The 19,813-nt window shown below is 71.8% G+C and carries 20 protein-coding genes and 1 tRNA gene; 3 read left to right on the plus strand and 18 right to left on the minus strand.

Translation table 11 applies throughout. From position 1 onward, the window contains the following. Positions 1–116: 116 nt before the first annotated feature. Both ACQ9ZG_RS17190 and ACQ9ZG_RS17195 read left to right on the plus strand, forming a co-directional pair. A complete protein-coding gene (locus tag ACQ9ZG_RS17190; RefSeq protein ID WP_499280779.1) occupies positions 117–1,829 on the plus strand; it encodes an MFS transporter in 1,713 nt (570 codons plus the stop codon). A gap of 186 nt (positions 1,830–2,015) precedes the next feature. After that, the gene (locus tag ACQ9ZG_RS17195; protein ID WP_109914488.1) at positions 2,016–2,819 is read left to right on the plus strand and encodes a TetR/AcrR family transcriptional regulator; all 804 of its coding nucleotides are present in this window, start codon (positions 2,016–2,018) and stop codon (positions 2,817–2,819) included. A gap of 178 nt (positions 2,820–2,997) precedes the next feature. Here the strand turns inward: ACQ9ZG_RS17195 and ACQ9ZG_RS17200 are convergent, their stop codons facing one another. The 5 genes from ACQ9ZG_RS17200 to ACQ9ZG_RS17220 form a co-directional block, all read right to left on the minus strand. Then, entirely contained in the window at positions 2,998–4,005 is a 1,008-nt protein-coding gene (locus tag ACQ9ZG_RS17200; RefSeq protein WP_499280780.1) for an NAD(P)-dependent oxidoreductase, read from the minus strand. Continuing rightward, complete coding sequence (locus ACQ9ZG_RS17205; RefSeq protein WP_028415710.1) at positions 4,005–4,475, minus strand: PPOX class F420-dependent oxidoreductase; 471 nt, start codon at positions 4,473–4,475, stop codon at positions 4,005–4,007. Before ACQ9ZG_RS17205 ends, ACQ9ZG_RS17200 begins: the two co-directional genes overlap by 1 nt. 126 nt (positions 4,476–4,601) lie before the next feature. Beyond that, entirely contained in the window at positions 4,602–5,417 is an 816-nt protein-coding gene (locus ACQ9ZG_RS17210; RefSeq protein WP_028415709.1) for a YceI family protein, read from the minus strand. A gap of 311 nt (positions 5,418–5,728) precedes the next feature. Beyond that, entirely contained in the window at positions 5,729–8,185 is a 2,457-nt protein-coding gene (locus ACQ9ZG_RS17215) for an MFS transporter (protein WP_499281611.1), read from the minus strand. A 145-nt stretch (positions 8,186–8,330) separates the two neighbouring features. Continuing rightward, positions 8,331–8,843 (minus strand): MarR family winged helix-turn-helix transcriptional regulator, encoded by a 513-nt coding sequence (locus ACQ9ZG_RS17220; protein WP_028415707.1) that lies wholly within the window; start codon positions 8,841–8,843, stop codon positions 8,331–8,333. 271 nt (positions 8,844–9,114) lie between these two features. Between ACQ9ZG_RS17220 and ACQ9ZG_RS17225 the strand changes: the two genes are divergently transcribed. Next, complete coding sequence (locus ACQ9ZG_RS17225; protein WP_084993639.1) at positions 9,115–9,330, plus strand: hypothetical protein; 216 nt, start codon at positions 9,115–9,117, stop codon at positions 9,328–9,330. Positions 9,331–9,676: 346 nt separating this feature from the next. Here the strand turns inward: ACQ9ZG_RS17225 and ACQ9ZG_RS17230 are convergent, their stop codons facing one another. The 13 genes from ACQ9ZG_RS17230 to ACQ9ZG_RS17290 all read right to left on the minus strand — a co-directional run bounded on the left by ACQ9ZG_RS17230 (position 9,677) and on the right by ACQ9ZG_RS17290 (position 19,811). Then, the gene (locus ACQ9ZG_RS17230) at positions 9,677–9,919 is read right to left on the minus strand and encodes a hypothetical protein (protein WP_028415705.1); all 243 of its coding nucleotides are present in this window, start codon (positions 9,917–9,919) and stop codon (positions 9,677–9,679) included. Between the two features lie 706 nt (positions 9,920–10,625). After that, positions 10,626–11,492 carry an RNA polymerase sigma factor SigF gene (locus ACQ9ZG_RS17235; RefSeq protein ID WP_018489955.1) on the minus strand — a complete coding sequence of 289 codons (867 nt, stop codon included), beginning with the start codon at positions 11,490–11,492 and terminating at the stop codon, positions 10,626–10,628. Between the two features lie 234 nt (positions 11,493–11,726). Continuing rightward, positions 11,727–12,533 carry an RNA polymerase sigma factor SigF gene (locus ACQ9ZG_RS17240; RefSeq protein WP_050451220.1) on the minus strand — a complete coding sequence of 269 codons (807 nt, stop codon included), beginning with the start codon at positions 12,531–12,533 and terminating at the stop codon, positions 11,727–11,729. Between the two features lie 393 nt (positions 12,534–12,926). After that, complete coding sequence (locus ACQ9ZG_RS17245) at positions 12,927–13,220, minus strand: Dabb family protein (protein WP_003967684.1); 294 nt, start codon at positions 13,218–13,220, stop codon at positions 12,927–12,929. Positions 13,221–13,240: 20 nt separating this feature from the next. Next, on the minus strand, positions 13,241–13,405 hold the full coding sequence (locus ACQ9ZG_RS17250) for a hypothetical protein (RefSeq protein WP_018489958.1): 165 nt from the start codon (positions 13,403–13,405) through the stop codon (positions 13,241–13,243). Positions 13,406–13,868: 463 nt separating this feature from the next. Continuing rightward, positions 13,869–14,879 carry a MarR family transcriptional regulator gene (locus tag ACQ9ZG_RS17255; RefSeq protein WP_181398325.1) on the minus strand — a complete coding sequence of 337 codons (1,011 nt, stop codon included), beginning with the start codon at positions 14,877–14,879 and terminating at the stop codon, positions 13,869–13,871. A gap of 418 nt (positions 14,880–15,297) precedes the next feature. Beyond that, complete coding sequence (locus ACQ9ZG_RS17260) at positions 15,298–16,149, minus strand: helix-turn-helix domain-containing protein (RefSeq protein WP_109916698.1); 852 nt, start codon at positions 16,147–16,149, stop codon at positions 15,298–15,300. A 20-nt stretch (positions 16,150–16,169) separates the two neighbouring features. Next, a complete protein-coding gene (locus ACQ9ZG_RS17265; RefSeq protein WP_109916697.1) occupies positions 16,170–16,700 on the minus strand; it encodes a DUF6879 family protein in 531 nt (176 codons plus the stop codon). Then, on the minus strand, positions 16,678–16,932 hold the full coding sequence (locus ACQ9ZG_RS17270) for a hypothetical protein (RefSeq protein ID WP_109916696.1): 255 nt from the start codon (positions 16,930–16,932) through the stop codon (positions 16,678–16,680). Before ACQ9ZG_RS17270 ends, ACQ9ZG_RS17265 begins: the two co-directional genes overlap by 23 nt. Before the next feature lie 900 nt (positions 16,933–17,832). Continuing rightward, positions 17,833–17,920 (minus strand) — tRNA-Ser (locus ACQ9ZG_RS17275). A gap of 68 nt (positions 17,921–17,988) precedes the next feature. After that, positions 17,989–18,417: a tRNA adenosine(34) deaminase TadA gene (tadA, locus tag ACQ9ZG_RS17280; protein ID WP_028420108.1), complete on the minus strand. Its 429-nt coding sequence runs from the start codon at positions 18,415–18,417 to the stop codon at positions 17,989–17,991. A gap of 304 nt (positions 18,418–18,721) precedes the next feature. Beyond that, positions 18,722–19,318: a tRNA adenosine deaminase-associated protein gene (locus ACQ9ZG_RS17285; protein WP_109916694.1), complete on the minus strand. Its 597-nt coding sequence runs from the start codon at positions 19,316–19,318 to the stop codon at positions 18,722–18,724. A gap of 241 nt (positions 19,319–19,559) precedes the next feature. Continuing rightward, positions 19,560–19,811 (minus strand): hypothetical protein, encoded by a 252-nt coding sequence (locus ACQ9ZG_RS17290; RefSeq protein WP_028420110.1) that lies wholly within the window; start codon positions 19,809–19,811, stop codon positions 19,560–19,562. Positions 19,812–19,813: the final 2 nt, after the last annotated feature.

Genomic DNA, 19,813 nt, shown 5'->3' on the forward strand with positions numbered 1-19,813 from the left:
ACGAACGTCTGTGCGCCGTCCGAGCGGGCGGGCGGCACCCGCTCCGTCCGCCTGCCGGTCCGCCCAGCGGCCGCGCCGGACACAGGGACACCCGAGACCGACGAAGGAGAGCCCGCATGACGGCGCCCGCCGCACCGCGAACCGAACCGGCCCCTCAGGGGCATCCGCAGCGCTGGCTGATCCTTGGCGTCATCTGCCTCGCCCAGCTCACCGTGCTGCTCGACAACACCGTCCTCAACGTGGCGATCCCCTCCCTCACCACGGAGCTGGACGCCTCCACCGCCGATGTGCAGTGGATGATCAACGCCTACTCGCTGGTCCAGTCCGGTCTGCTGCTCACGGCGGGCAGCTCCGCCGACCGCTACGGACGCAAGAAGATGCTGGCCGTGGGGCTCGCCCTGTTCGGCATCGGCTCGCTGGCGGCCGGGCTCGCCCAGTCCTCCGGCCAGCTCATCGCGGCCCGCGCCGGGATGGGGGTCGGGGGCGCGCTGCTGATCACCACCACACTCGCCGTCGTCGTGCAGATCTTCGACGACTCCGAGCGGGTCAGGGCGATCGGCCTCTGGGCCACCGTCAACTCCCTCGGGTTCGCGGCGGGCCCGCTCGTCGGCGGGCTCGTGCTCGACCACTTCTGGTGGGGCGCGATCTTCCTCATCAACATCCCGGTCGCCCTGATCGGCCTGGTCGCCGTCGTGCGGCTCGTACCGGAGTTCAGGAACCCGCGCGGGGACCGGCCCGACCTGCTCGGCGCGCTGCTCTCCACGGTCGGGATGACGGCGGTCGTGTTCGCGATCATCTCCGGCCCCGAGCACGGCTGGTCGTCGGCCCGGGTGCTGCTGACGGCGCTCGCCGGGGTCGTGGTGCTCGCCGGGTTCGTCCTGTGGGAGCTGCGCATCCCCTACCCGATGCTCGACATGCACTTCTTCCGGAACCAGAAGTTCATCGGCGCGGTGGCGGGCGCGATCCTGGTCGCCTTCGGGATGGGCGGCTCCCTCTTCCTGCTGACGCAGCACCTTCAGTTCGTGCTCGGGTACGGACCGCTGGAAGCCGGTCTGAGGACGGCGCCGATGGCGCTGACCGTGGTCGCCCTCAACCTGACCGGCCTGGGCGCCCGGCTCGTCCCGAGGCTGGGGACGCCCGCGACGATCGCGGCCGGGATGAGCGCGCTGGCGGCCGGTCTCGCGGCCGTCGCGGTGCTCGGCCGGGACGGCTACACCGGGATGCTGCTCGGCCTGGTCGTCATGGGCGCGGGGATCGCCCTCGCGATGCCCGCGATGGCCAACGCCATCATGAGCGCCATCCCGCCGGAGAAGGCCGGGGTGGGCGCGGGGGTCAACGGCACGCTGGCGGAGTTCGGCAACGGCCTCGGGGTGGCGGTGCTGGGCGCGGTCCTGAACATCCGCTTCGCCGCCCTCGTACCGGCCGCCGTGGGGGCTGCGTCGCTGCCCGCCGCCCTGGCCGCCGCCGACGGGCCGGGGGAGCGCGCGGTCATCAAGGACGCGTTCGCGTCGGGCCTGGAGACGAGCCAGTTGGTGGGCGCGGTGGCGGTGCTGGCGGGCGGGCTGCTGGCGGCGCTGCTGCTGCGCCGGGCCGAACGGGCGGAGGCGGCGACCGGCGGGGCGGGGAGCTCCGGCCGGGCGGGGAAGCCCGGTCGGGCGGGAGAGCCCGACGGGGCGGGGAAGCCCGACCGGGTGCCCGGTCGGGCCGGCCGGAACGGCCCGGGCGGGGCCCCGAGCGGCCCGGGCGGGCGGGGCGGCCGTGAAGACCGGGCCGGTGAGGGGCCTGGGACGGCCGGAGGGCGGGCAGAATCGACGGGACCGGCGGCATAGCATCGGGGACGACGTACGTACCGGACGGTAAGCATCCGTTACGTACGTCCTCCCGGCGGCCGGCAGCCGACGGGCGAACATCAGCAGCCGTCAGGCGGCAGGACCGTACGGCGGGGGCGGCCCCGCGAGGGCAGGGCCGTACCGTACCGGCGGGGGCGGCCCCGTAAGACGAGGAGAGTGTGCGCCATGGTGTCCGCGTCCGACCCCGCGAAGAGCCCCGCGCGGACCAGTGTGTGGCTCGACCGACGGGCCCCGTCGCGCTCCCGCCGCACCGAGTCCCCGGCGGGCCTGGACCGCGACCGGATCACCGAGGCGTCCGTACGGCTGCTGGACGCCGAGGGGCTCGCCAAGTTCTCCATGCGCCGGCTCGCCGCCGAACTGGACGTCACCGCGATGTCCCTCTACTGGTACGTCGACACCAAGGACGACCTCCTGGAGCTGGCGCTCGACTCGGTCTACGCGGAGATCGCCCCGCCGCGCGAGGACGCCGACTGGCGGGACCGGCTGCGCGAACTCGCCCGCGACTACCGCGAGCTGATCGTGCGGCACATCTGGATCTCCCCGCTCGCCGGGACGTTCCTCAACATCGGCCCGAACTCGGTGCTGTTCTCGTCCGCCGTCATGGACGTCATCCGGGCCACCGGCCTGCCCCTGGAACGGCAGACGGGCGCGCTCTCGGCGGTCTTCCAGTTCGTGTACGGATTCGGCACGGTCGAGGGGCACTTCAAGGCGCGGTGTGACGCGACGGGGCTCACCCAGGACGCGTACCACCGGCACGCGATGGGCACGATCCGGTCCCAGCCGCACCTGCGGCAGGTCGTCGAGGCCTCGGACGACCTGATGGCGGCCCGGGGCGGCGACACGGTCGAGGAGATGCGGGAGCGGGACTTCGTCTTCGCCCTGGACCTGCTGATCGCGGGCATCGAGGCGATGCGCGAACGGACGGGATCCCCGGCCACCCCCGCCGACCGTGGCCGGCGACCTCGGTAACCGCGTCCCATGCCGCTCACCGTGGCCGGCGACCTCATCAGCCGCGCCCCATGTGGATTGCCGCCCACCGTGGCCGGCGACCTCGGTAACCGCGTCCCATGCCGATCGCCGCTCACCATGGCCGACGATCTCATCAGCCGCGCCCCGTCCGGATTGCCGCCGACCGAGACCGGCGACCTCAGTAACCGCGCCCCACGTCCACCGCCAGCTCCGGCCGGCGGCCCGACGCCACGGCCTCCCAGCAGGCGGCGAAGTCCTGGGCCACGTCCTCATCGGCGGTGATCCCCGCGGAGTGCGAGGTGATGACCGTACGGGGCAGCCGCCAGACCGGGTCGCCGGGCGCGGCGGGCTCCTCGGGCAGCACGTCCAGCACCGCGCGCCGCACCCCACCGCCCCGCAGCGCGCCCTCCAGCGCCACCGGGTCCACGGTCGCGCCCCGCCCCACGTTGACGAACGTGGCGCCCCGCACCGCCGCGAACCGGCCCGCCCCGAAGAACCCCTCCGTCGCCCCGGTCGACGGCAGCGCGGCGATGACCCACCGTGCCCCCGCCAGCTCCTCCACCTCCGCCTCCGGGTCCTCCTCCGCCCCGATCACCCGGTCGAAGCCCGCCGGGGGCGCCCCGGTCCGCACGGTCCGGCCCACCCCCACCGTCCGCACCCCGCAGCCCCGCAACAGCGCGGCGACGGCCCCGCCGATCCGCCCGGTGCCGTAGACGAGGGCGGTCTGCCCGGCGACCAGCTCCGTGGGGAGCCGCCGCCACTCGGCGCGGGCGTGCTGGGCGACGTACTCGGGAACGGCCTGGCACTCGGCGAGCACCCAGCCCAGGACGTACTGGGCGATCCGCTCGCCCATCCGCCCCACGGTCCGGGTCAGCAGCGCTCCGGCGGGCCACGGTCCCGCGGCGAGCAGGGGGTCCGTACCGGCGTTGACGCTGTGGAACCAGAGCAGCCGGCCGGTAGGCAGGCCGTCGGGCAGCGCGGCCCCCACACAGAGAAGCGGCCCGCCCGCCGTCACGCCGTCCGCCGACGGCTCGGCGTCCCGCCCGGCGATCCGCTCCAACTCCCGTACGAGAGAGGCGCTCAGCCCGGGCGCGACCAGCAGCCGGGCCCGTGCGAGAAGCTCCGGCGAGGGCAGTCCCCGCCCCTCCCCGGGAACCGTCCCCGGCACCGTCCCCGGACCGGGCATCAGCGCCCCGGCGCCAGGTGGGCCGGGAAGCCGCCGGTCGCGACGGGCCCCCAGCGCTCCGGGGTGACCCGGATGATCGACTTGCCCTGCTTCACCATGGCGGCCCGGTACTCGTCCCAGTCCGGATGCTCACCCGAGATGTTCCGGAAGTACTCGACGAGCGGCTCGACCGATTCCGGGGCGTCGAGCACCTCCGCCGTACCGTCGATCTGCACCCACGGCCCGTCCCACGCGTCGGAGAGGACGATCACGCTGACCCGCTCGTCCCGCTTGGCGTTCCGGGTCTTGGCGCGCTCGGGGTACGTCGACATGACCAGCCGCCCCGCATCGTCGACCCCGCAGGTCAGCGGGGAGCCCTGGGGGCGGCCGTCGGCCCGGGTGGTCAGCAGGACCGCCCGGTGCCGGGGGCGTACGAACGCCAGCAACTCATCGAGGTCCACGGTGGTGTTGGTCGCGATCTGGGGAGCCATGGCCCCACCCTACGACCGCGCGGGCGCCGGACGGAGGCAGCGAACCACCGCAGCCGGAGCCGACCCCCGTCCACCGGGCCCACCGCATCCGCCCCCTCCACCGGCGGTCCTCCGTGTCCCCTCCGGCTACCCCGGCACCGCCTCGCCCTGGACGGCCTGGATGTCCAGCTCCACGCGCAGGGTGGTCCCGATGGCCGAGATACCGGCCTGGACGACCTGGTTGTAGTTCATCGCGAAGTCGTCGCGGCGCAGTTCGGCGGTGGCGTGGAAGGCGGCGCGCACCCCGCCCCACGGGTCGGGTCCGGTGCCGAGGTAGGTCAGGTCGAGGTCGACGGGGCGGTTGACGCCGTGCATGGTCAGCTCGCCGTGGACGGTCCAGCGGTCGGGTCCCGCCGGGGTGAGGCCGGTGGAGCGGTAGGTGATCTCCGGGTAGCGGTCGACGTCCAGGAAGTCGGGGGAGCGCAGGTGCTTGTCCCGCATGGTGTTGCCGGTGTCGATGCTCGCCGCACCGATCACCGCGTCGACCCGGGAGCGGGAGACGTCCTGGGCGATCTCGATACGCCCGGCGAAGTCGGTGAACCGCCCGTGCACGCTGGAGATCCCGAGGTGCCGGGCGACCGCGCCGACCGAGGAGTGGGCGGGATCCAGCGACCAGGTGCCCGGCGGCGGCAGCGCGATCCCGCCCTGCCGGGCCAGGACGATCTGCCCGCCCTCGATCCGGCCGCTCGCCGTGACGAGGGCGGTGGAGGCGGCGGGGGCGTACCCGACCGCCGTGACGATGACCGTGTACGCGCCGGCCGGCAGGGACCCGTCCGTGCGGACGGCCCCGTCCTCGTCGGCCGCGGCCCGCAGCACCTGGGTGCCGGTCATGTCGGTGACCGTCACGACGGCGTGCTGGACCGCCCAGCCGTCCCGCGTCCGTACCTGTGCGCGAAGTCCCATACGTATCTCTCTCCTACTCCTGGCTCCATGGCCCCGGGGGCCACATGAGTCGGGCCCCGGGGTGGGTACGGCAGGCCGTCCCCTGCCTGCCGTACCCACCACCGGGGCCCCTTTCCACCCGGCCGCGACAGCCTCTCCGCAAGAAGTACTGCCCGGCCAGGGGGCTTTGCGATCCCTTCACGTGTTCACGCGCTCTCCCCAAGGGGCACGCGCGCGGGTGAGGGAAGGATCAATCCGAGGGCCGGTCACTCGCCGGGGCGGGAGAGACCGAGGGCCGGTCACTCGCCCGGGCGGGAAAGACCCAGGGACGGTCACTCACCCGGGTGGGAGAGCTCGACGTCGTGTCCGTCGATCCCCGTGCCGGTCACGGTCACCGCGCCCGCCACCGGCGGGTAGCCGGTCGCGACGACCGAGTACTCGCCCGCGTCCAGGTCGGTGAAGGCGTACGCGCCGTCCTCGCCGGTCGTCGCGGTGGCGACCACGTTGCCCGCCGCGTCGATCAGCGTGACCCGGGCGTCGGCCAGCGGCGACAGGGCGGCCCCGGCCCGCACGGTGCCCCGGACCAGCGCACCGGCCCGCAGCGCGGCCTCGACGCGGGTGACGCCCTGCCCGCCGATCTCCACCGGCAGCGCCAGCGGGCGGAACCCGGCCGCGTTGACCGCGACGGTCACGGAGCCCGGGACCAGCTCGCCGAACGCGAACTCGCCCGCCCCGCCGGAGGTTCCGGTGGCCAGGACATCGCCCCGGACGTCGGTGACGATGACCATCGCGCCCTCGACCGGCGCACCGGACTCGGCGGCCCTGACGGTCCCGGCCAGTCCGCTCGTACCGGAGAGCAGGATGTCGAAGGCCAGCGGCTCCGCGCCGACGACCACCGTGGACGCCTGCGGCTGGAAACCGTCGGCGGAGGCGATCAGGACGTAGCTGCCGGAGCCCGGCGCGTCCAGGCCGTACCCGCCGTCGTTCCGGGCGACGGACCGCCCGAGCTGACGGCCGTCCAGCGAGATCAGGGTGACGGCCGCGCGGGCGACCGGAACCCCTTCGGCGCCGCGCACGACGCCGTGGACGGGGGTGCCCTGGCCGGAGCCGTACGGGGCCACGGCCTCGGAGGACACCGTGTCCGTGGCGACGGAGGTGACTCCTGCCACACCCTCCGGGACGAGAGCGGCGGCACCGACGGCGGCCGGAACCCCGGCTTCCACGGCGGCCGGAACCTCGGACTCCGAGGCGGTCTCCCCGGCGGTCTCCTGAGGCTCGCTCACAGTGGCGTTGCTCTTCAGCGCGACCTCCTTGATGAAGAGCGTCACGATGAAGGCGATCAGCGCGCACGGGGCGGCGTAGAGGAAGACGTCCCCGACGCCGTGCCCGTACGCGGCCTCCATGACCAGGCGGAACGGCTCGGGCAGCTTGTCCAGGTCGGGGATGCCCCCGCCGCCGGTACCGCCGTGGCCGAGCTTGGCGCCCTCGGGGCCGAGTGCGGCGAGGCCGTCCTGCACGTAGTGGGTGACGCGGTTGCCGAGGACGGCACCGAGCGCCGAGACGCCGATCGCACCGCCGAGGGAGCGGAAGAAGGTGACGACGGAGCTGGCGGAGCCGAGGTCCTCGGGGGCGACCTGGTTCTGCGTGGCGAGGACCAGGTTCTGCATCATCATGCCGATGCCGAGGCCCATGACGAACATGTAGGCGGCGACGTGCCAGTACTCGGTGTCGTAGCGGATCGTGCCGAGCAGTCCGAGCCCGGCCGTGACCAGGAACCCACCGCTGACCAGCCAGGCCTTCCAGCGGCCGGTCTTGGTGATGATCTGGCCGGAGACGGTCGAGGAGAGGAAGAGCCCCGCGATCATCGGGATGGTCATGACGCCGGACATGGTCGGCGACTTGCCGCGCGCGAGCTGGAAGTACTGGCTGAAGAAGACCGTGCCCGCGAACATCGCGATGCCGACGAAGAGCGAGGCGACGGAGGCAAGGGTGATGGTCCGGTTACGGAAGAGGCGCAGCGGGATGATCGGCTCGGCGGCGCGCGACTCGACGAGGACGAAGACCAGGCCGAGCAGGACCGAGCCCGCGACCATCACGTACGTCTGCCAGGACAGCCAGTCGTACTTGTCGCCCGCGAAGGTCACCCAGATCAGCAGCAGCGAGACGGCGGCGCTGATGAAGAACGCACCGGACCAGTCGACCTTGACGCCCTCGCGCTTGACGACGGGGAGCTTCAGGGTCTTCTGGAGCACGACGAGGGCGATGACCGCGAACGGCACACCCACGTAGAAGCACCAGCGCCAGCCCATCCAGCTGGTGTCGGTGATGACACCGCCGAGCAGCGGGCCGCCGACGGTGGCGACCGCGAAGACGGCGCCCAGGTAGCCGCTGTAGCGGCCGCGCTCGCGCGGGGCGATCATCGCGGCCATGACGATCTGCGCGAGGGCGGAGAGACCGCCGACGCCGATGCCCTGGACCACCCGGCAGGCGATGAGCATGCCGCTGCTGGTGGAGAGCCCGGCGACGACCGAGCCCAGGACGTAGATGATCAGGGCTATCTGGACCAGCAGCTTCTTGCTGAAGAGGTCCGAGAGCTTGCCCCAGAGGGGGGTGGTGGCGGTCATGGCCAGCAGCGAGGCCGTGACGACCCAGGTGTAGGCGCTCTGGCCGCCGCCGAGGTCGGAGATGATCTCGGGGAGGGCGTTGGAGACGACCGTCGACGACAGGATCGCGACGAACATGCCGAGCAGCAGCCCGGTCAGCGCCTCCATGATCTGGCGGTGTGTCATCGGCGTGCCGTCGGAGACGCCGGAGCCTGCGGAGCCGCCGGGGCTCGCGTGGCCTCCATGACCTCCGTGCTTGGCGTGGCCGCCCCGCACACCGGTCGGTGTGGTCGTAGCCATTGAGTTCCTTATCCGTGCGTATTTGCTTCTGCTAAACAGATGTACGGGTGTACGCGTCGTCGATCGAGCCGTTCCGGCACTCGCCGGAGTGGCTTCCCGGGGCGCAGCCACCGGGTCCGCGACAGGCGAAGCTGTCGCGCAGCCGGGACAGCAGCTCGTTGAGCCGGCCGACGTCGTCGTCGGACCAGTCCGAGAGGTTGCGGGCGAACACGTCGGTGGTCCGCCGCGTCAGCTCGTCGAGCTGCGCGTGGCCTCCGGCGGTCAGCCGCAGGATGCGGGACCGCTTGTCCGCCGGGTCGGGGGACCGCTCGATCCAGCCGTGCTCGGCCACATGGGCCACGTGGCGACTGGTCACCGAGAGGTCCACGGCCATCAGCTCGGCGAGCCTGCTGAGCCGCATCTCGCCGTGCCGGTCCAGGAGCGTCAGCACGGCGGCGGAGCCGCCGGGACACTCGGGGGGCAGTGCGCGGGCGAGCCCCCGCTTGACGGCCCCGACAGCGCTGAGCTGCCGGGCCAGTTCCTCGTACCGACTCCGCGCGGCCACGGAACCTCCAGCGCACCGATGACTGTGTTGCCGGTCATGTCGCCGGTCGCATCACCGGCCATGTTGTTGCTTAGAGCAACCATAGAAGCCGTTGGTTGCTACAGGCAAACGAAAAGGGCCTTGCAGAAGTAAAGGAACACCAAAGCCTCCGTAGACCCCCGGTCAAGCCCGCTCCTGCATCCGCTGCCCGGCTCTCCGCCGCTGGTCGGACGGGCCGCCGGACGCCCCCGGGGGTTGGGCGGCAGGCCCGAGTTCGCTAGGGTCCTGCCCCATGGCACACAACCCCCACGCCCCTCAGCCGGGCCCCGAGGGCACCCCTGATCCGGCGGGCAGCACGCAGATGTTCCGCGCCTTCGTCGACGAGGGCGAGCCGCAGCGCCACGCGCAGCCGGCCGCGACCTCGTCCGGCCCGAGAGTCGGGGTGATCGCGGCGGTCGTCGCGGTCGTCGTGATCCTCGGCGCGGTGGCGTGGCTCGCCCTGAGCTGACCGACCCGACCGCAACCCATCGGCTGCGTAGGGGCCCTGTACGGCTTCCGTACGGGCTGGTGAGGCCCGCACGGTTTCGGTACGGCTTCCGTACGAGCCGGTGAGAACCTGTACGGCTTCCGCACGGCCTCGCAGGACCTCTTACGAGGCCGGTACGACCTCGGCACGGGGTCGCACTTCGGTACGGGGGCGTGCAACTCCCGTACGGCTTCTCGACTTCCGTACGACCGGAACGCCCGTGGGGCGGACGGCGGACCCGCACCGCGCGCCCGCTGCCACGCCACGGGCGTTTCCTCTTCCCTCCGGCGGCTCTTCTCCTCCCTCGGCGGCCCCCGGTCCTCCGGCCTCACTCCCAGACGGCGGAGACGTCCCGGGTCTCCACGCGCATGCCCAGGGGGACGCGCCAGGACTCCAGGCAGACGGTGTACGTCTCCGAGCGCGTGGAACCGGCCGCGATGGGCGAGGGCAACGGCTGGCTGGTCCTGATGGTGGCCCAGTCGACGCCGAGGGCCCCGATGACGTGCGTGGCGAAGGTGACGGTCCCGGAACGGGCCGGGGAGCCACCGGTGTTGCGGAACTCCACGGTCACCCGCTCGCACCACCGCCGGTCCGCCGCCGCCCGCTGAGGAGCGCTGAGGGCCAGCGAGGCCGGGGCGGCCGGGGAAGGGGGCGTGCCGGGTCCGGGGCTGCCCGGCGGCGAGGGCTCGGCGGGCTTGCCCGGCCGAGGCGTCTGAGGCGTCGGAGAAGGTCGGCCCCCGGGGCCGGTCGGGGACGGACGGCCCTCACCCGGCACGTTCGCAGGCCCCCCGCCGCCCCCGCTCCCCGCCCTGGCTCCGGGGCCGGCGGACGACCCGGGCGACCCTGCCGGCGCCGGGCCCGCCCCCGTACGCCCCTCATCGCCCACAGGCTCTGCGGCAGCACCGCCGGGCGACGGTGACCCCTCTGAGGGCCCTTCCGGCGACCGCCCCGGGGACCGCTCTCCGCCGCCGGGACGCCCCTCTTCCCCCTCGCCGTCCAACGGGACCAGCGTCACGTCTCCAGGGGGACCGGAGGCCCGTCCGCCCTCCGGCCCGCCGCCGGCCGCGCCCACGGCCGCGTAACCGCCGCCGGGGCCACCCCCGCATCCGGCCAGGAGGCCGCCGCCCAGGCAGAGCGCGGCCGCCGAGGCGGCGATCAGGGTGCCTCGGCGGCCGAGGGGCCGGCGTGCGGGGCGTACCCGAGGGTTCTGAGGCGTCGGACGCGGCATCGCGCCAGTGTGGCTGACGCCCCGTCACATCGGAACCCTCGTGCAGGCCTCAGTCGGAGATGAGCCCTTCCCGGAGCTGGGCGAGGGTGCGGGTGAGCAGCCGGGAGACGTGCATCTGGGAGATGCCGACCTCCTCGCCGATCTGCGACTGGGTCATGTTGGCGAAGAACCGCAGCATGATGATCTGCCGCTCGCGCGGGGCGAGTTTGGCCAGCAGCGGCTTGAGGGACTCCCGGTACTCGACGCCCTCCAGCGCCGCGTCCTCGTAGCCGAGGCGGTCCGCGAGGGAGCCCTCGCCGCCGTCGTCCTCGGGGGAGGGGGAGTCGAGCGAGGAGGCGGTGTACGCGTTGCCGACGGCGAGGCCGTCGACCACGTCCTCCTCGGAGACGCCGAGGGCCCGGGCGAGCTCGGGCACGGTCGGGGAGCGGTCGAGCTTCTGCGCCAGCTCGTCGCTGGTCTTCGTCAGCGCGAGCCGCAGCTCCTGGAGGCGCCGGGGGACCCGGACGGACCAGGAGGTGTCGCGGAAGAAGCGTTTGATCTCCCCGACGACGGTCGGCATCGCGAAGGTCGGGAACTCCACGCCCCGTTCGCAGTCGAACCGGTCGATCGCCTTGATCAGGCCGATGGTGCCGACCTGGACGATGTCCTCCATCGGCTCGTTGCGGCTACGGAACCGCGCCGCGGCGTACCGCACCAGCGGGAGGTTCAGCTCGATGAGTGTGTCCCGCACGTAGGTCCGCTCCGGACTGTCCGTTCCGTCGGGACCCGAGGCGGGGCCGAGCGCGGCGAGCCGCAGGAACAGGGAGCGGGACAGAGTGCGGGTGTCGATGGCTTCCGGCGAGCTGGTGAGCACGGCGGGTGCCGGCACGCTCTTGGTGAGCGTGAGCACCTTCGAGCTGCCCTGTTCTTCGGACATGCCACCCCCTTGAGGTCGCGGACGGTCGCGGTGGCCGCGACCATCGGAGGAACGCAGCCTCCACCTGAATACCGGAGGCGGGGCTGCGGCAAACGCGCTTCGAGCAGAATGTCACATGTCGGCAACACGCTGTAGTGACATGTCGACATCTCAACGCCGAATCCGCCCTGGAAACAAGGGGTGTGAGCCATTTATGCCGTCAGAACCGCTGTCCTGACGGTCTACCCGTTCCGGTTACGCCTCGATCCTGTTTGCGGACCTCAGTCGGGCGAAACTTCTGGCCAGGAGCCTTGACACATGCATCTGGGAGACGCCTAGTTCGGCGCTGATCTGAGACTGGGTCAAGTTGGAGTAGTAGCGCAGGAGAAGGATGCGCTGCTCGCGCTCGGGGAGCTGGACGAGGAGGTGGCGTACGAGGTCGCGGTGCTCGACACCGGCGAGCGCGGGGTCCTCGTAACCGAGCCGGTCGAGGAGCCCCGGGAGTCCGTCGCCCTCCTGGGCGGCCTCCAGGGAGGTGGCGTGGTACGAGCGTCCGGCCTCGATGCAGGCGAGCACCTCGTCCTCGGAGATCTTCAGCCGCTCCGCGATCTCGGCGGTGGTGGGGGAGCGCCCGTGAGCGGTCGTCAGATCCTCCGTGGCGCCGGTGACCTGGACCCAGAGCTCGTGCAGCCGGCGGGGGACGTGGACGGTGCGGACGTTGTCGCGGAAGTAGCGCTTGATCTCGCCGACGACGGTGGGCATCGCGAAAGTGGGGAACTGGACGCCGCGTTCCGGGTCGAAGCGGTCGATGGCGTTGATGAGGCCGATGGTGCCGACCTGGACGACGTCCTCCATCGGCTCGTTACGGCTCCGGAAGCGGGCGGCGGCGTACCGCACCAGCGGGAGGTTCGCCTCGATGAGGGCGGCCCGGACGCGCCCGTGCTCCGGGGTCCCGCGCTCCAGCCCCTTGAGCTGCCCGAAGAGCACCTGCGTGAGGGCTCTGGTGTCCGCCCCGCGGGTTCTGGCGGGCGGGGCGGCGGGGTCGGGGGTCTCGGTCTGGATCTCGTCGGCGGGGGCGGCCTGAGGGCCCTGGCCGGGACCTGAGGGGGCGACACCGGGCGAGGCCTCCCGCAGGGGCCCCGGGGCGCCCAGAGCCCCGTGGGTGCTCTGGCTCCCCTGGTGGGCCCCCTGGGGGACGGCCGAGGCCGGCTGAACGGACTGGGGTGGCACTTGAGGCGCTGTACTGGCCGGCACGGTGACGCCACCCCTTCGCGGTCAACTACGATCAACTCATCCGTCAAAAGCGGTCATAGCATCACAAGACATGTCCACTGTGTGCAAGCACCGCAAAATGCCGTGTTGACGGCATAACGGGTTTTAAACCCGACAAGAAAACCCCTCACCGAAGGGCGAGGGGCAGCTGATCGGGCTCGCGGGTCAGACCGTGAGCAGGGATCAGAAGGGGTAGTCCGCGATCACCCAAGTGGCGAATTCGCGCCACTGGCCGGCGGCGGCCTGGTGGGCGGGGTGCTCGATATAGCGCTTGAGGGCGTCCTCATCGGCGACGGCGGAGTTGATGGCGTAGTCGTACGCGATCGGCCGGTCGGTGATGTTCCAGGCGCACTCCCAGAACTCCAGCTCCGGGACCTGCCCCTCCAGCTCCCGGAAGGCACGGTCCCCGGCGACGACCCGCGGATCGTCCCGCTCGACGCCTTCGTTCAGCTTGAACAGGACCAGGTGGCGGATCATCGGTACCCCTACGGTTTTCGCTACTTGACCAGTTCGGTCATGAAGTCGCCGACGCTCTGGGCGGCGCTGGAAACGCCTTCGAACCCTACCCCCACCAGCTCGGCGGACCGCTTGGGAGAGGTGATGATCGTATAGAGCACGAAGACCACCACTATGTAGAGCGCGATCTTCCTCGCTTGCGCCACTGCCCTTGCCTCCCCGTGGACCCCGCCCCGAACCCAGCGTGCGATCGGCAGATTGTATCCGCACGTATGGCCGTATCCAGTGGCTGCGTCACCTCACTGACGCCCTCTTTAAGGCCTTACGACCCGCCGATCGGGGCCTTTCGCCCACGGAAACGGCCTCCGCGCCCCGGCACGATGGATCCCGAGGCCTCCGGCCCTGGCAGGAACCGGAGCCCTCGGAACAGGCACCCACTGTGGGTTGCCGCCGCGCGAACCCCCCTGACCGCGACGGCTGACCGGGCCCCTGTTCCCACCGGGGGAAGCGGCTGTCCCCCGATGCCGCTTCCCCCGACCTACTTTCCCCGGCGGATGCCGGGAGCCCCCTCTCTCCCAGGCAGGCGACAGAGCCAAGCGCGGGCCACCCCCGCGTGAGCGGGGACGATACTTCGTGACCTGCGGTTCAGGCGGCCGGCGACCGTTCGTGTCAGACGGATCTGAGGAGATCCCTGAGGTTGGCCATGTGGGCCTTGACGTCCGGTCCCTCGGTGGGCGCGGGTGTCAAGTCACCGGCCCCGTTGCTGTGGGTTTCGCGGCAGGGGCGGCAGAGGCCGTCGGGGAGGGCTTCGGGCCGGCCGAGGCGGCCGCAGTCGGTGCATTCGACGAGGACGCGGCGGGCGGGCGCGGTGGTGGTCGCCGGTGTGGTGCTCTCGGCGGGCAGGCGGGGCGGCATCTTGTCGGTGAGGCGGCGGCGGAGGAAGCCGACGGGGGAGCTGATCTCGGCGGGGAGGCCTGCGGTGAGGGCGCTGGTCAGGTAGTCCACGGTGACGCCTCGGGCCAGCCATTGCATTGCCCGGGGTTCCAGGGTCGCGCAGTCGTCGGCGGAGAGGGCCAGGCGGTGGTCGTTGCGGCCCAGGCTGGCCAGGGCGAGGTAGGCGGGGGACGGGCCGGGCTCGGTGGCGTCGGCTGCGGGCCTTGCGGTCGGAGCCGGTGCCGGTGCCGGTGCCGGGGTGCGTTGCTGCGGTACGGCTGTGGGTGCCGGTGCGAGGGCGTTCGGTGTGGGGCCGGGGGCCTTGATGGTCGCCGCCTCGGTGGCCGTCTCTGTTGCCAGGAGGGTGGTCCACCATGCGTTGTCCCGTGCGGTGCGGGACCAGAAGGTGCGGAAGACCCAGCGGGTTTGCTCGCCCGCGCCCACCGGGCATCGGACGCGGCGTAAGTGGCCTGCCACGGACAGGGCCGTGAGCGCTGATGAGATGGCCTGCTGGCCGTAGAGCGGGAGTTGCTTGGCCAGTTGCTTCACGCTCATCGATGCGCCCTCGGGGAGGTGGTCGATGAACCCGGCCACGTACCGTTCCCGGGTGGGGAGAGCAGTGAAGTCCGCCCTCGTGCGAGGGAATTGGTCGGGTGCCGTCCGTTTGCCGTAGCCCGGGTTCGCCATGGGGTACGCGTTGGAAAGTACGGGAGTTTGCGGGGCGGAGCTAGTCTGGCGGGCAGCCATGGGATCGTCCTTCATCGTTAGCGATCTTGCGGTTAGACCCCGGCTTGGTGTTCTCAGCACCTGTCGGGGTCGTTCAGTTCTCGAACCGTAAGCAGCCGTGACGTTGCGCCGCAAGCTGTCACGATTAGTCATACTTCCCCAGCTGTGACCTGGGTGGGGAGGTTGGGAGGTTCTCCCAAACCCCTTCTCCTACCTGCCGGTTAAAGAAGGCGCTCGGGTCTCGGGGCTCGCATCCCGACGCCCGCGTCCCGGGACCCGAGCTTCGGGCCGGGCCCCCGCCCACGTACCCCCCTAAAGCGTGAACCGACCTGCCCGAAGCTCGGAACCCGAGACCCGGAGCTGGGGACCCGAGCTTCGGGCCGCCCTGTGGATGTGGGGACGGCCGCCCGTCTGCGGTGGCACAGCCGTCGCCCCTCGATCAGGTCAGGGCATCGATCGCCTTCACGATCAGCGCCCGGGCCTCGGCGCCGTACACGGCCATGCCTCGTAGCTGTTCGAACGCCTTGAGGTACAGGTCGATCTCACTGGGCTGGGTGATGTTGACCTGCGCGGAAAGCAACTCCACGGAGACAAGGGTGTCGTCGTAGATGTGGAAGGTCTCCTGCGGCCACAGCGCGCGCTCCCGAGTGGCCATGGGGATGATGCCCAGCGACACGGTCGGCAGCGCTCCGACGGACAGCAGGTGCCCGAGCTGACCGGCGACGGCGTCGGTGGAGCCGAGCTGGAAGTACAGCACCGACTCCTCGATGAGGAGCAGGACCCGGTGGCCCGGCTCCCGGATGATCCGGGACCGCTCGACCCTGGCGGCCGCCGCTTCCGGGCCGTCGTCGGGGACTTCGAGCAGGCGGGCGTTCGTGCTGAGCAGGGCGGCGGCGTACCCCTCGGTCTGGACGAGGCCCGGCACGAGGGTCGGTGAGTAGACGCGGAACACCCTGGTGGTGCGGTAGAGCTCCAGGTAGCTCTCCTGGAGCCGGCGCAGTCCGGTGCGGACCCGGCGCCGCCACTCCGTGTACAGCGTCTCGGCCTGGCGGGAGGCGGAGATCAGGTCTTCCGCTCGGCCGGGTGCCCGGCAGGCTTGGCACCAGTTACGGATGTCCCGGGCCGAGGGTGGCGTCTTCGCGTTCTCGATCCGGGACGTCTTGGCGTGGTGCCAGCCGCACTGGGCAGCCAGTTGGGTCACGGTCAGGCCGGCATCCTGCCGGAGTTCCCGGAGCCGGCGGGCCACGTTCTCGCGAGCTGCCTGGGCGGAGGACGACGGGGAGATGGGCATGGTGGCGCGGGTGCTTTCTGTCAGGACAGGGCGTACTGGTCGTGCGGTGTGGCGCGTGCCCACACGGCTTCGAAGGCGTCGGCGCACTGCTTCACGATGTGCGGTTCGGTGCGGAGTTCGAGCCCTGGGTCGGACCAGTCGCCGGAACCGGTGAAGTGGTTGAAGAGAACCTGTTGCCCGTCGAAGATCCACAAGTCGGAGCCCGGAAGCATCAGTTCGACGGCCTGGCGGCGCGGCAGCCACCGAACCTGCTCCCCGGCAACGATGTTGACGACCGTACCCGCGTGCTCGTAGCGGATGTACTCCGTGACCGGTTCGGACACGACGCGGGCTCGGCGGACGGCCACTCCACGGGAGACGGCGCTCTGAACGAGGTCGACCCACGGGGCCCAGTACGCGGATGCCGGGTCTGTATCCCGTCGGCCGGTACGCCGCCAGGTGGCGAAGTCCGCGGCCTCGTCGCCGACGCCGTACGTGTCCCGCATTTCGAGGTGGACCGCAGAGTGCCGGGTGGACTTGAGGAGTTCGTCAAAGCTGACGCTCTGCGGCATCGCAGGCCTTCCTGAGCGCCGGCACCATGCGGGCCGGGACACGGATGACGGTCTCGTGGTCGGGAATCCCCCGGGCGTGGCCGGGGGCGGTGTTGCGGACGCATGCTTCACGGGTCGCTTCGTCGGCCGTGTAGCTCTGCATGACGATGTCCCTGGTCTCCGGGTCCACCCATACCGTGGGAGATCCGCTCTGCCCTGTCTCGGGGTCGATTCCGACGAACTCTAAGTCCACTGCTGCCTCCGGCGGACGAATGGTGCGTTGATGTGCACCAAGGTGAGGGCACAGAAGGGGCGAGTCAAGGGAGAGTTATCGGCCATTGCCCATGGCGCTAGCAGTATGTGCACACTCATGCACATCGCTGGCGTATGCGCACGGCCCTTACCTAACGTCCGCGTATCTCACTCAACGCGACGGGGTGGCTGCCCATGATGACGATCAAGGTGTACGTGGTGAATCGCGAGGGGAACGTTCGCGTCCTGCGCGAGCGGGCCGAAGTGAATCCGCTCGACGAGCCGGACACCTCGCAGCGACTTCCCGCCTGTGGATGCCCCAGGTGCGCGAAGACGGAGAGGGAGCAGGGGCCGGAGCAGGAGCCGGTGTGGTGACGGCCGGGGAGCGGGTGGCTGGGCCGGACGCTCTGTATCGCGTGTTCCTCGGCCACACCGTGGCCTGCGCGGTGTGCAGGGCGGGCCGCCGCCCCTGTCCGAAGGCCGTGGAGCTGGGACGTACGTGGCGGGAGGCCCGGCGTGGTGTGTGACAGCTGTGGCGGGGCGATCCCTCCGGGGCAGGCGGAGGAGGTCGTGGTGGACGGGGCGTCCGGTGCGGGCGGCACGGTCGTACTGCACCGGTTGCCGTGCCGCGTCCCGACTCGCGTCCGGCCCGCGCCCCATCCCGTGGAGGGCGGGTGACCCTCTCCTTGTCGGCCACGGACGTGCGGACCTGCGAGCCTGTTGGACGGCTTCCGTCACCGCCGTACGGCATACGTCCACCGGCCGTGACCTCCTCTGCGGCGGGTGCGCGGAGGACAACCACCCTCGCCGTGTCGGCCTCTTCCCGCCGCAGAGGCCTTGCGTCCGTAGAAGCAGAACGCCCCCTCGATCGCGTTTCCGCAGATCGAGGGGGCGTCAGAAGCGGTAGCGGTGGGATTTGAACCCACGGTGACGGGTTACGCCACACTCGCTTTCGAGGCGAGCTCCTTCGGCCGCTCGGACACGCTACCGAGAGAGAGCTTAGACCATCCCGGGGCGTGCACAGAAATCGGTTCCGGGGGGCGCGGGCCCGCCCCGGTCAGCGGGTGCGGAAGAAGGCCGTCAGCCGGCTCGCGCACTCCGTCTCCAGGACGCCCGCGATGACCTCCGGGCGGTGGTTCAGGCGGCGGTCGCGGAGGGCGTCCCAGAGGGAGCCGGCCGCGCCCGCCTTCTCGTCGCGGGCCCCGTAGACGACCCGGGCCACCCGGGACTGCACCAGGGCGCCCGCGCACATCGTGCAGGGCTCCAGGGTGACCACCAGGGTGCAGTCGGTCAGCCGCCATTCGCCCACCGCCTCGGCCGCCCGGCGCAGGGCCAGGACCTCGGCGTGGGCCGTGGGGTCGCCGGTGGCCTCGCGCTCGTTGTGGGCGGCGGCCAGTTCCCTGCCGTCGGGGCCCAGGACGACGGCGCCGACCGGGACGTCACCGGTCGTCGCCGCCTCCTCGGCCTCGGCCAGGGCGCGGAGCATCGGGGCCTGCCACGGATCGCGTACGGGGTCGGGGTCCGGCACAGGTACGCGTACGGGGTCCGGGGTGGGCCGGGGGGAAGGGTTCGGCGGTCGTGCGGTCACCCGCGGACCTTAGCGAACACATGAGGCGTGGGAAGTGGGTGGGAAGAGGAGGAGGGCGGGGCAGGGGTGCGCATGGCGTGCGGTCGTCGTGCGCCCTCTCCCCGGGCCGGGCGTGCGCGGCCGCCCGCCCGTGCGTCGCGAGCCAGGCGTGCAGGCGTGAACCTGCAGCCCGTCCCCCTACCCGCCCGCCGTGCGGTCCGGCCTAGCGGACCGCTTCCAGGACCTCCGATGCCCCCAGCACGTCCGCGATCTCCGTCAGCGCGTCGGTCTGCAGGGTCAGCAGGTCCTTCTCGGAGATCCCGAAGTCCGCGAGGATCCCCAGCTCACCGATCGGGCCCGCCGGGACCGCGTCGGAGTCGAAATCGGAGTCGGATTCGGAGGTGGCGTCGGTGTCGGTGGTGGTGGCGGAGGAGGCCGGGGAGGTTGCCTTCGCGGTCGGGCCGGTCGGTTCGCCGTCCTCCGTACCGTCCAGGTCGACCAGCTCCTCCAATGCGGCGATCTCGTCCTCGGCCCCTGGTTCGCGGCCGAGCAGTTCGTCGGTGAGTAGGATCTCCCCGTAGGAGGAGCGGGCGGCGGCGGACGCGTCCGATACGTAGATCCGGGGGTCCTCCTCACCGTCCACCCGGAGGATGCCGAACCAGGCGCCCTCCTGCTCGATGTAGACCAGGACCGTGTCCTCGTCCACCGAGGCCTCCTGGGCCAGATCCGTCAGATCGGACAGGGTCTCCACATCGTCGAGCTCTGTATCGCTCGCTTCCCACCCGTCTTCGGTGCGCGCGAGCAGTGCGGCGAAGTACACCGTGACTCTCCCACTGGTCATAGGTGAATCGGTCCGACGGGAGGGCAGACGGAAAATCCGTCTGCTCTGAGCCCCGCCCAATCGGCATCGTGGCAGAAACAAGCGCCGAGCGAGACCTCTTCGACCGTTGCGTCGGCCATCAGTTCCAGGAGTGCCTGGTCGGGCGTCGTCCTGACGGAACCGCCGGGGGACCCGATCGGAGGGGGAGTGCGCCGGTGGTACGGGACGTCTCCGGGCTGCCTCACCAGCGGAACGTGCGCATCCGCATCTGTTGGCGCATACGGGCCGCACGCGCCCTGCGCGGCTGGACCCGGTCGCGCAGCTGCTTCGCCTCGTGCAGCTCACGGAGGAACTGGGCGCGTCGCCGGCGCCGGGCCGCGTCACTCTCCTGCGCGTCCGTGACATCGCCCGGCGCGTCCTGCGCCCCGCGCGCGTCGGGCGCGTCGCTCACGTTGCGTGAGCCCGCGCTCCGCGGCTGTTCCCCGTCCGCCATCG

Origin of the sequence: Streptomyces araujoniae, from assembly GCF_050871195.1 — a bacterium.
Lineage (GTDB): Bacteria > Actinomycetota > Actinomycetes > Streptomycetales > Streptomycetaceae > Streptomyces > Streptomyces bacillaris.

Excerpts from the sequence above, each read along its gene's own strand:
- ACQ9ZG_RS17225 (WP_084993639.1), top strand. The coding sequence starts at position 9,115 with ATGGCACACAACCCCCACGCCCCTCAGCCGGGCCCCGAGGGCACCCCT.
- ACQ9ZG_RS17260 (WP_109916698.1), bottom strand. The coding sequence starts at position 16,149 with ATGCCCATCTCCCCGTCGTCCTCCGCCCAGGCAGCTCGCGAGAACGTG.
- ACQ9ZG_RS17290 (WP_028420110.1), bottom strand. The coding sequence starts at position 19,811 with ATGGCGGACGGGGAACAGCCGCGGAGCGCGGGCTCACGCAACGTGAGC.
- ACQ9ZG_RS17190 (WP_499280779.1), top strand. The coding sequence starts at position 117 with ATGACGGCGCCCGCCGCACCGCGAACCGAACCGGCCCCTCAGGGGCAT.
- ACQ9ZG_RS17265 (WP_109916697.1), bottom strand. The coding sequence starts at position 16,700 with ATGCCGCAGAGCGTCAGCTTTGACGAACTCCTCAAGTCCACCCGGCAC.
- ACQ9ZG_RS17215 (WP_499281611.1), bottom strand. The coding sequence starts at position 8,185 with ATGACACACCGCCAGATCATGGAGGCGCTGACCGGGCTGCTGCTCGGC.
- ACQ9ZG_RS17255 (WP_181398325.1), bottom strand. The coding sequence starts at position 14,879 with ATGGCTGCCCGCCAGACTAGCTCCGCCCCGCAAACTCCCGTACTTTCC.
- ACQ9ZG_RS17205 (WP_028415710.1), bottom strand. The coding sequence starts at position 4,475 with ATGGCTCCCCAGATCGCGACCAACACCACCGTGGACCTCGATGAGTTG.
- ACQ9ZG_RS17200 (WP_499280780.1), bottom strand. The coding sequence starts at position 4,005 with ATGCCCGGTCCGGGGACGGTGCCGGGGACGGTTCCCGGGGAGGGGCGG.
- ACQ9ZG_RS17210 (WP_028415709.1), bottom strand. The coding sequence starts at position 5,417 with ATGGGACTTCGCGCACAGGTACGGACGCGGGACGGCTGGGCGGTCCAG.
- ACQ9ZG_RS17235 (WP_018489955.1), bottom strand. The coding sequence starts at position 11,492 with ATGTCCGAAGAACAGGGCAGCTCGAAGGTGCTCACGCTCACCAAGAGC.
- ACQ9ZG_RS17245 (WP_003967684.1), bottom strand. The coding sequence starts at position 13,220 with ATGATCCGCCACCTGGTCCTGTTCAAGCTGAACGAAGGCGTCGAGCGG.
- ACQ9ZG_RS17195 (WP_109914488.1), top strand. The coding sequence starts at position 2,016 with ATGGTGTCCGCGTCCGACCCCGCGAAGAGCCCCGCGCGGACCAGTGTG.
- tadA (WP_028420108.1), bottom strand. The coding sequence starts at position 18,417 with ATGCTCCGCGCCCTGGCCGAGGCCGAGGAGGCGGCGACGACCGGTGAC.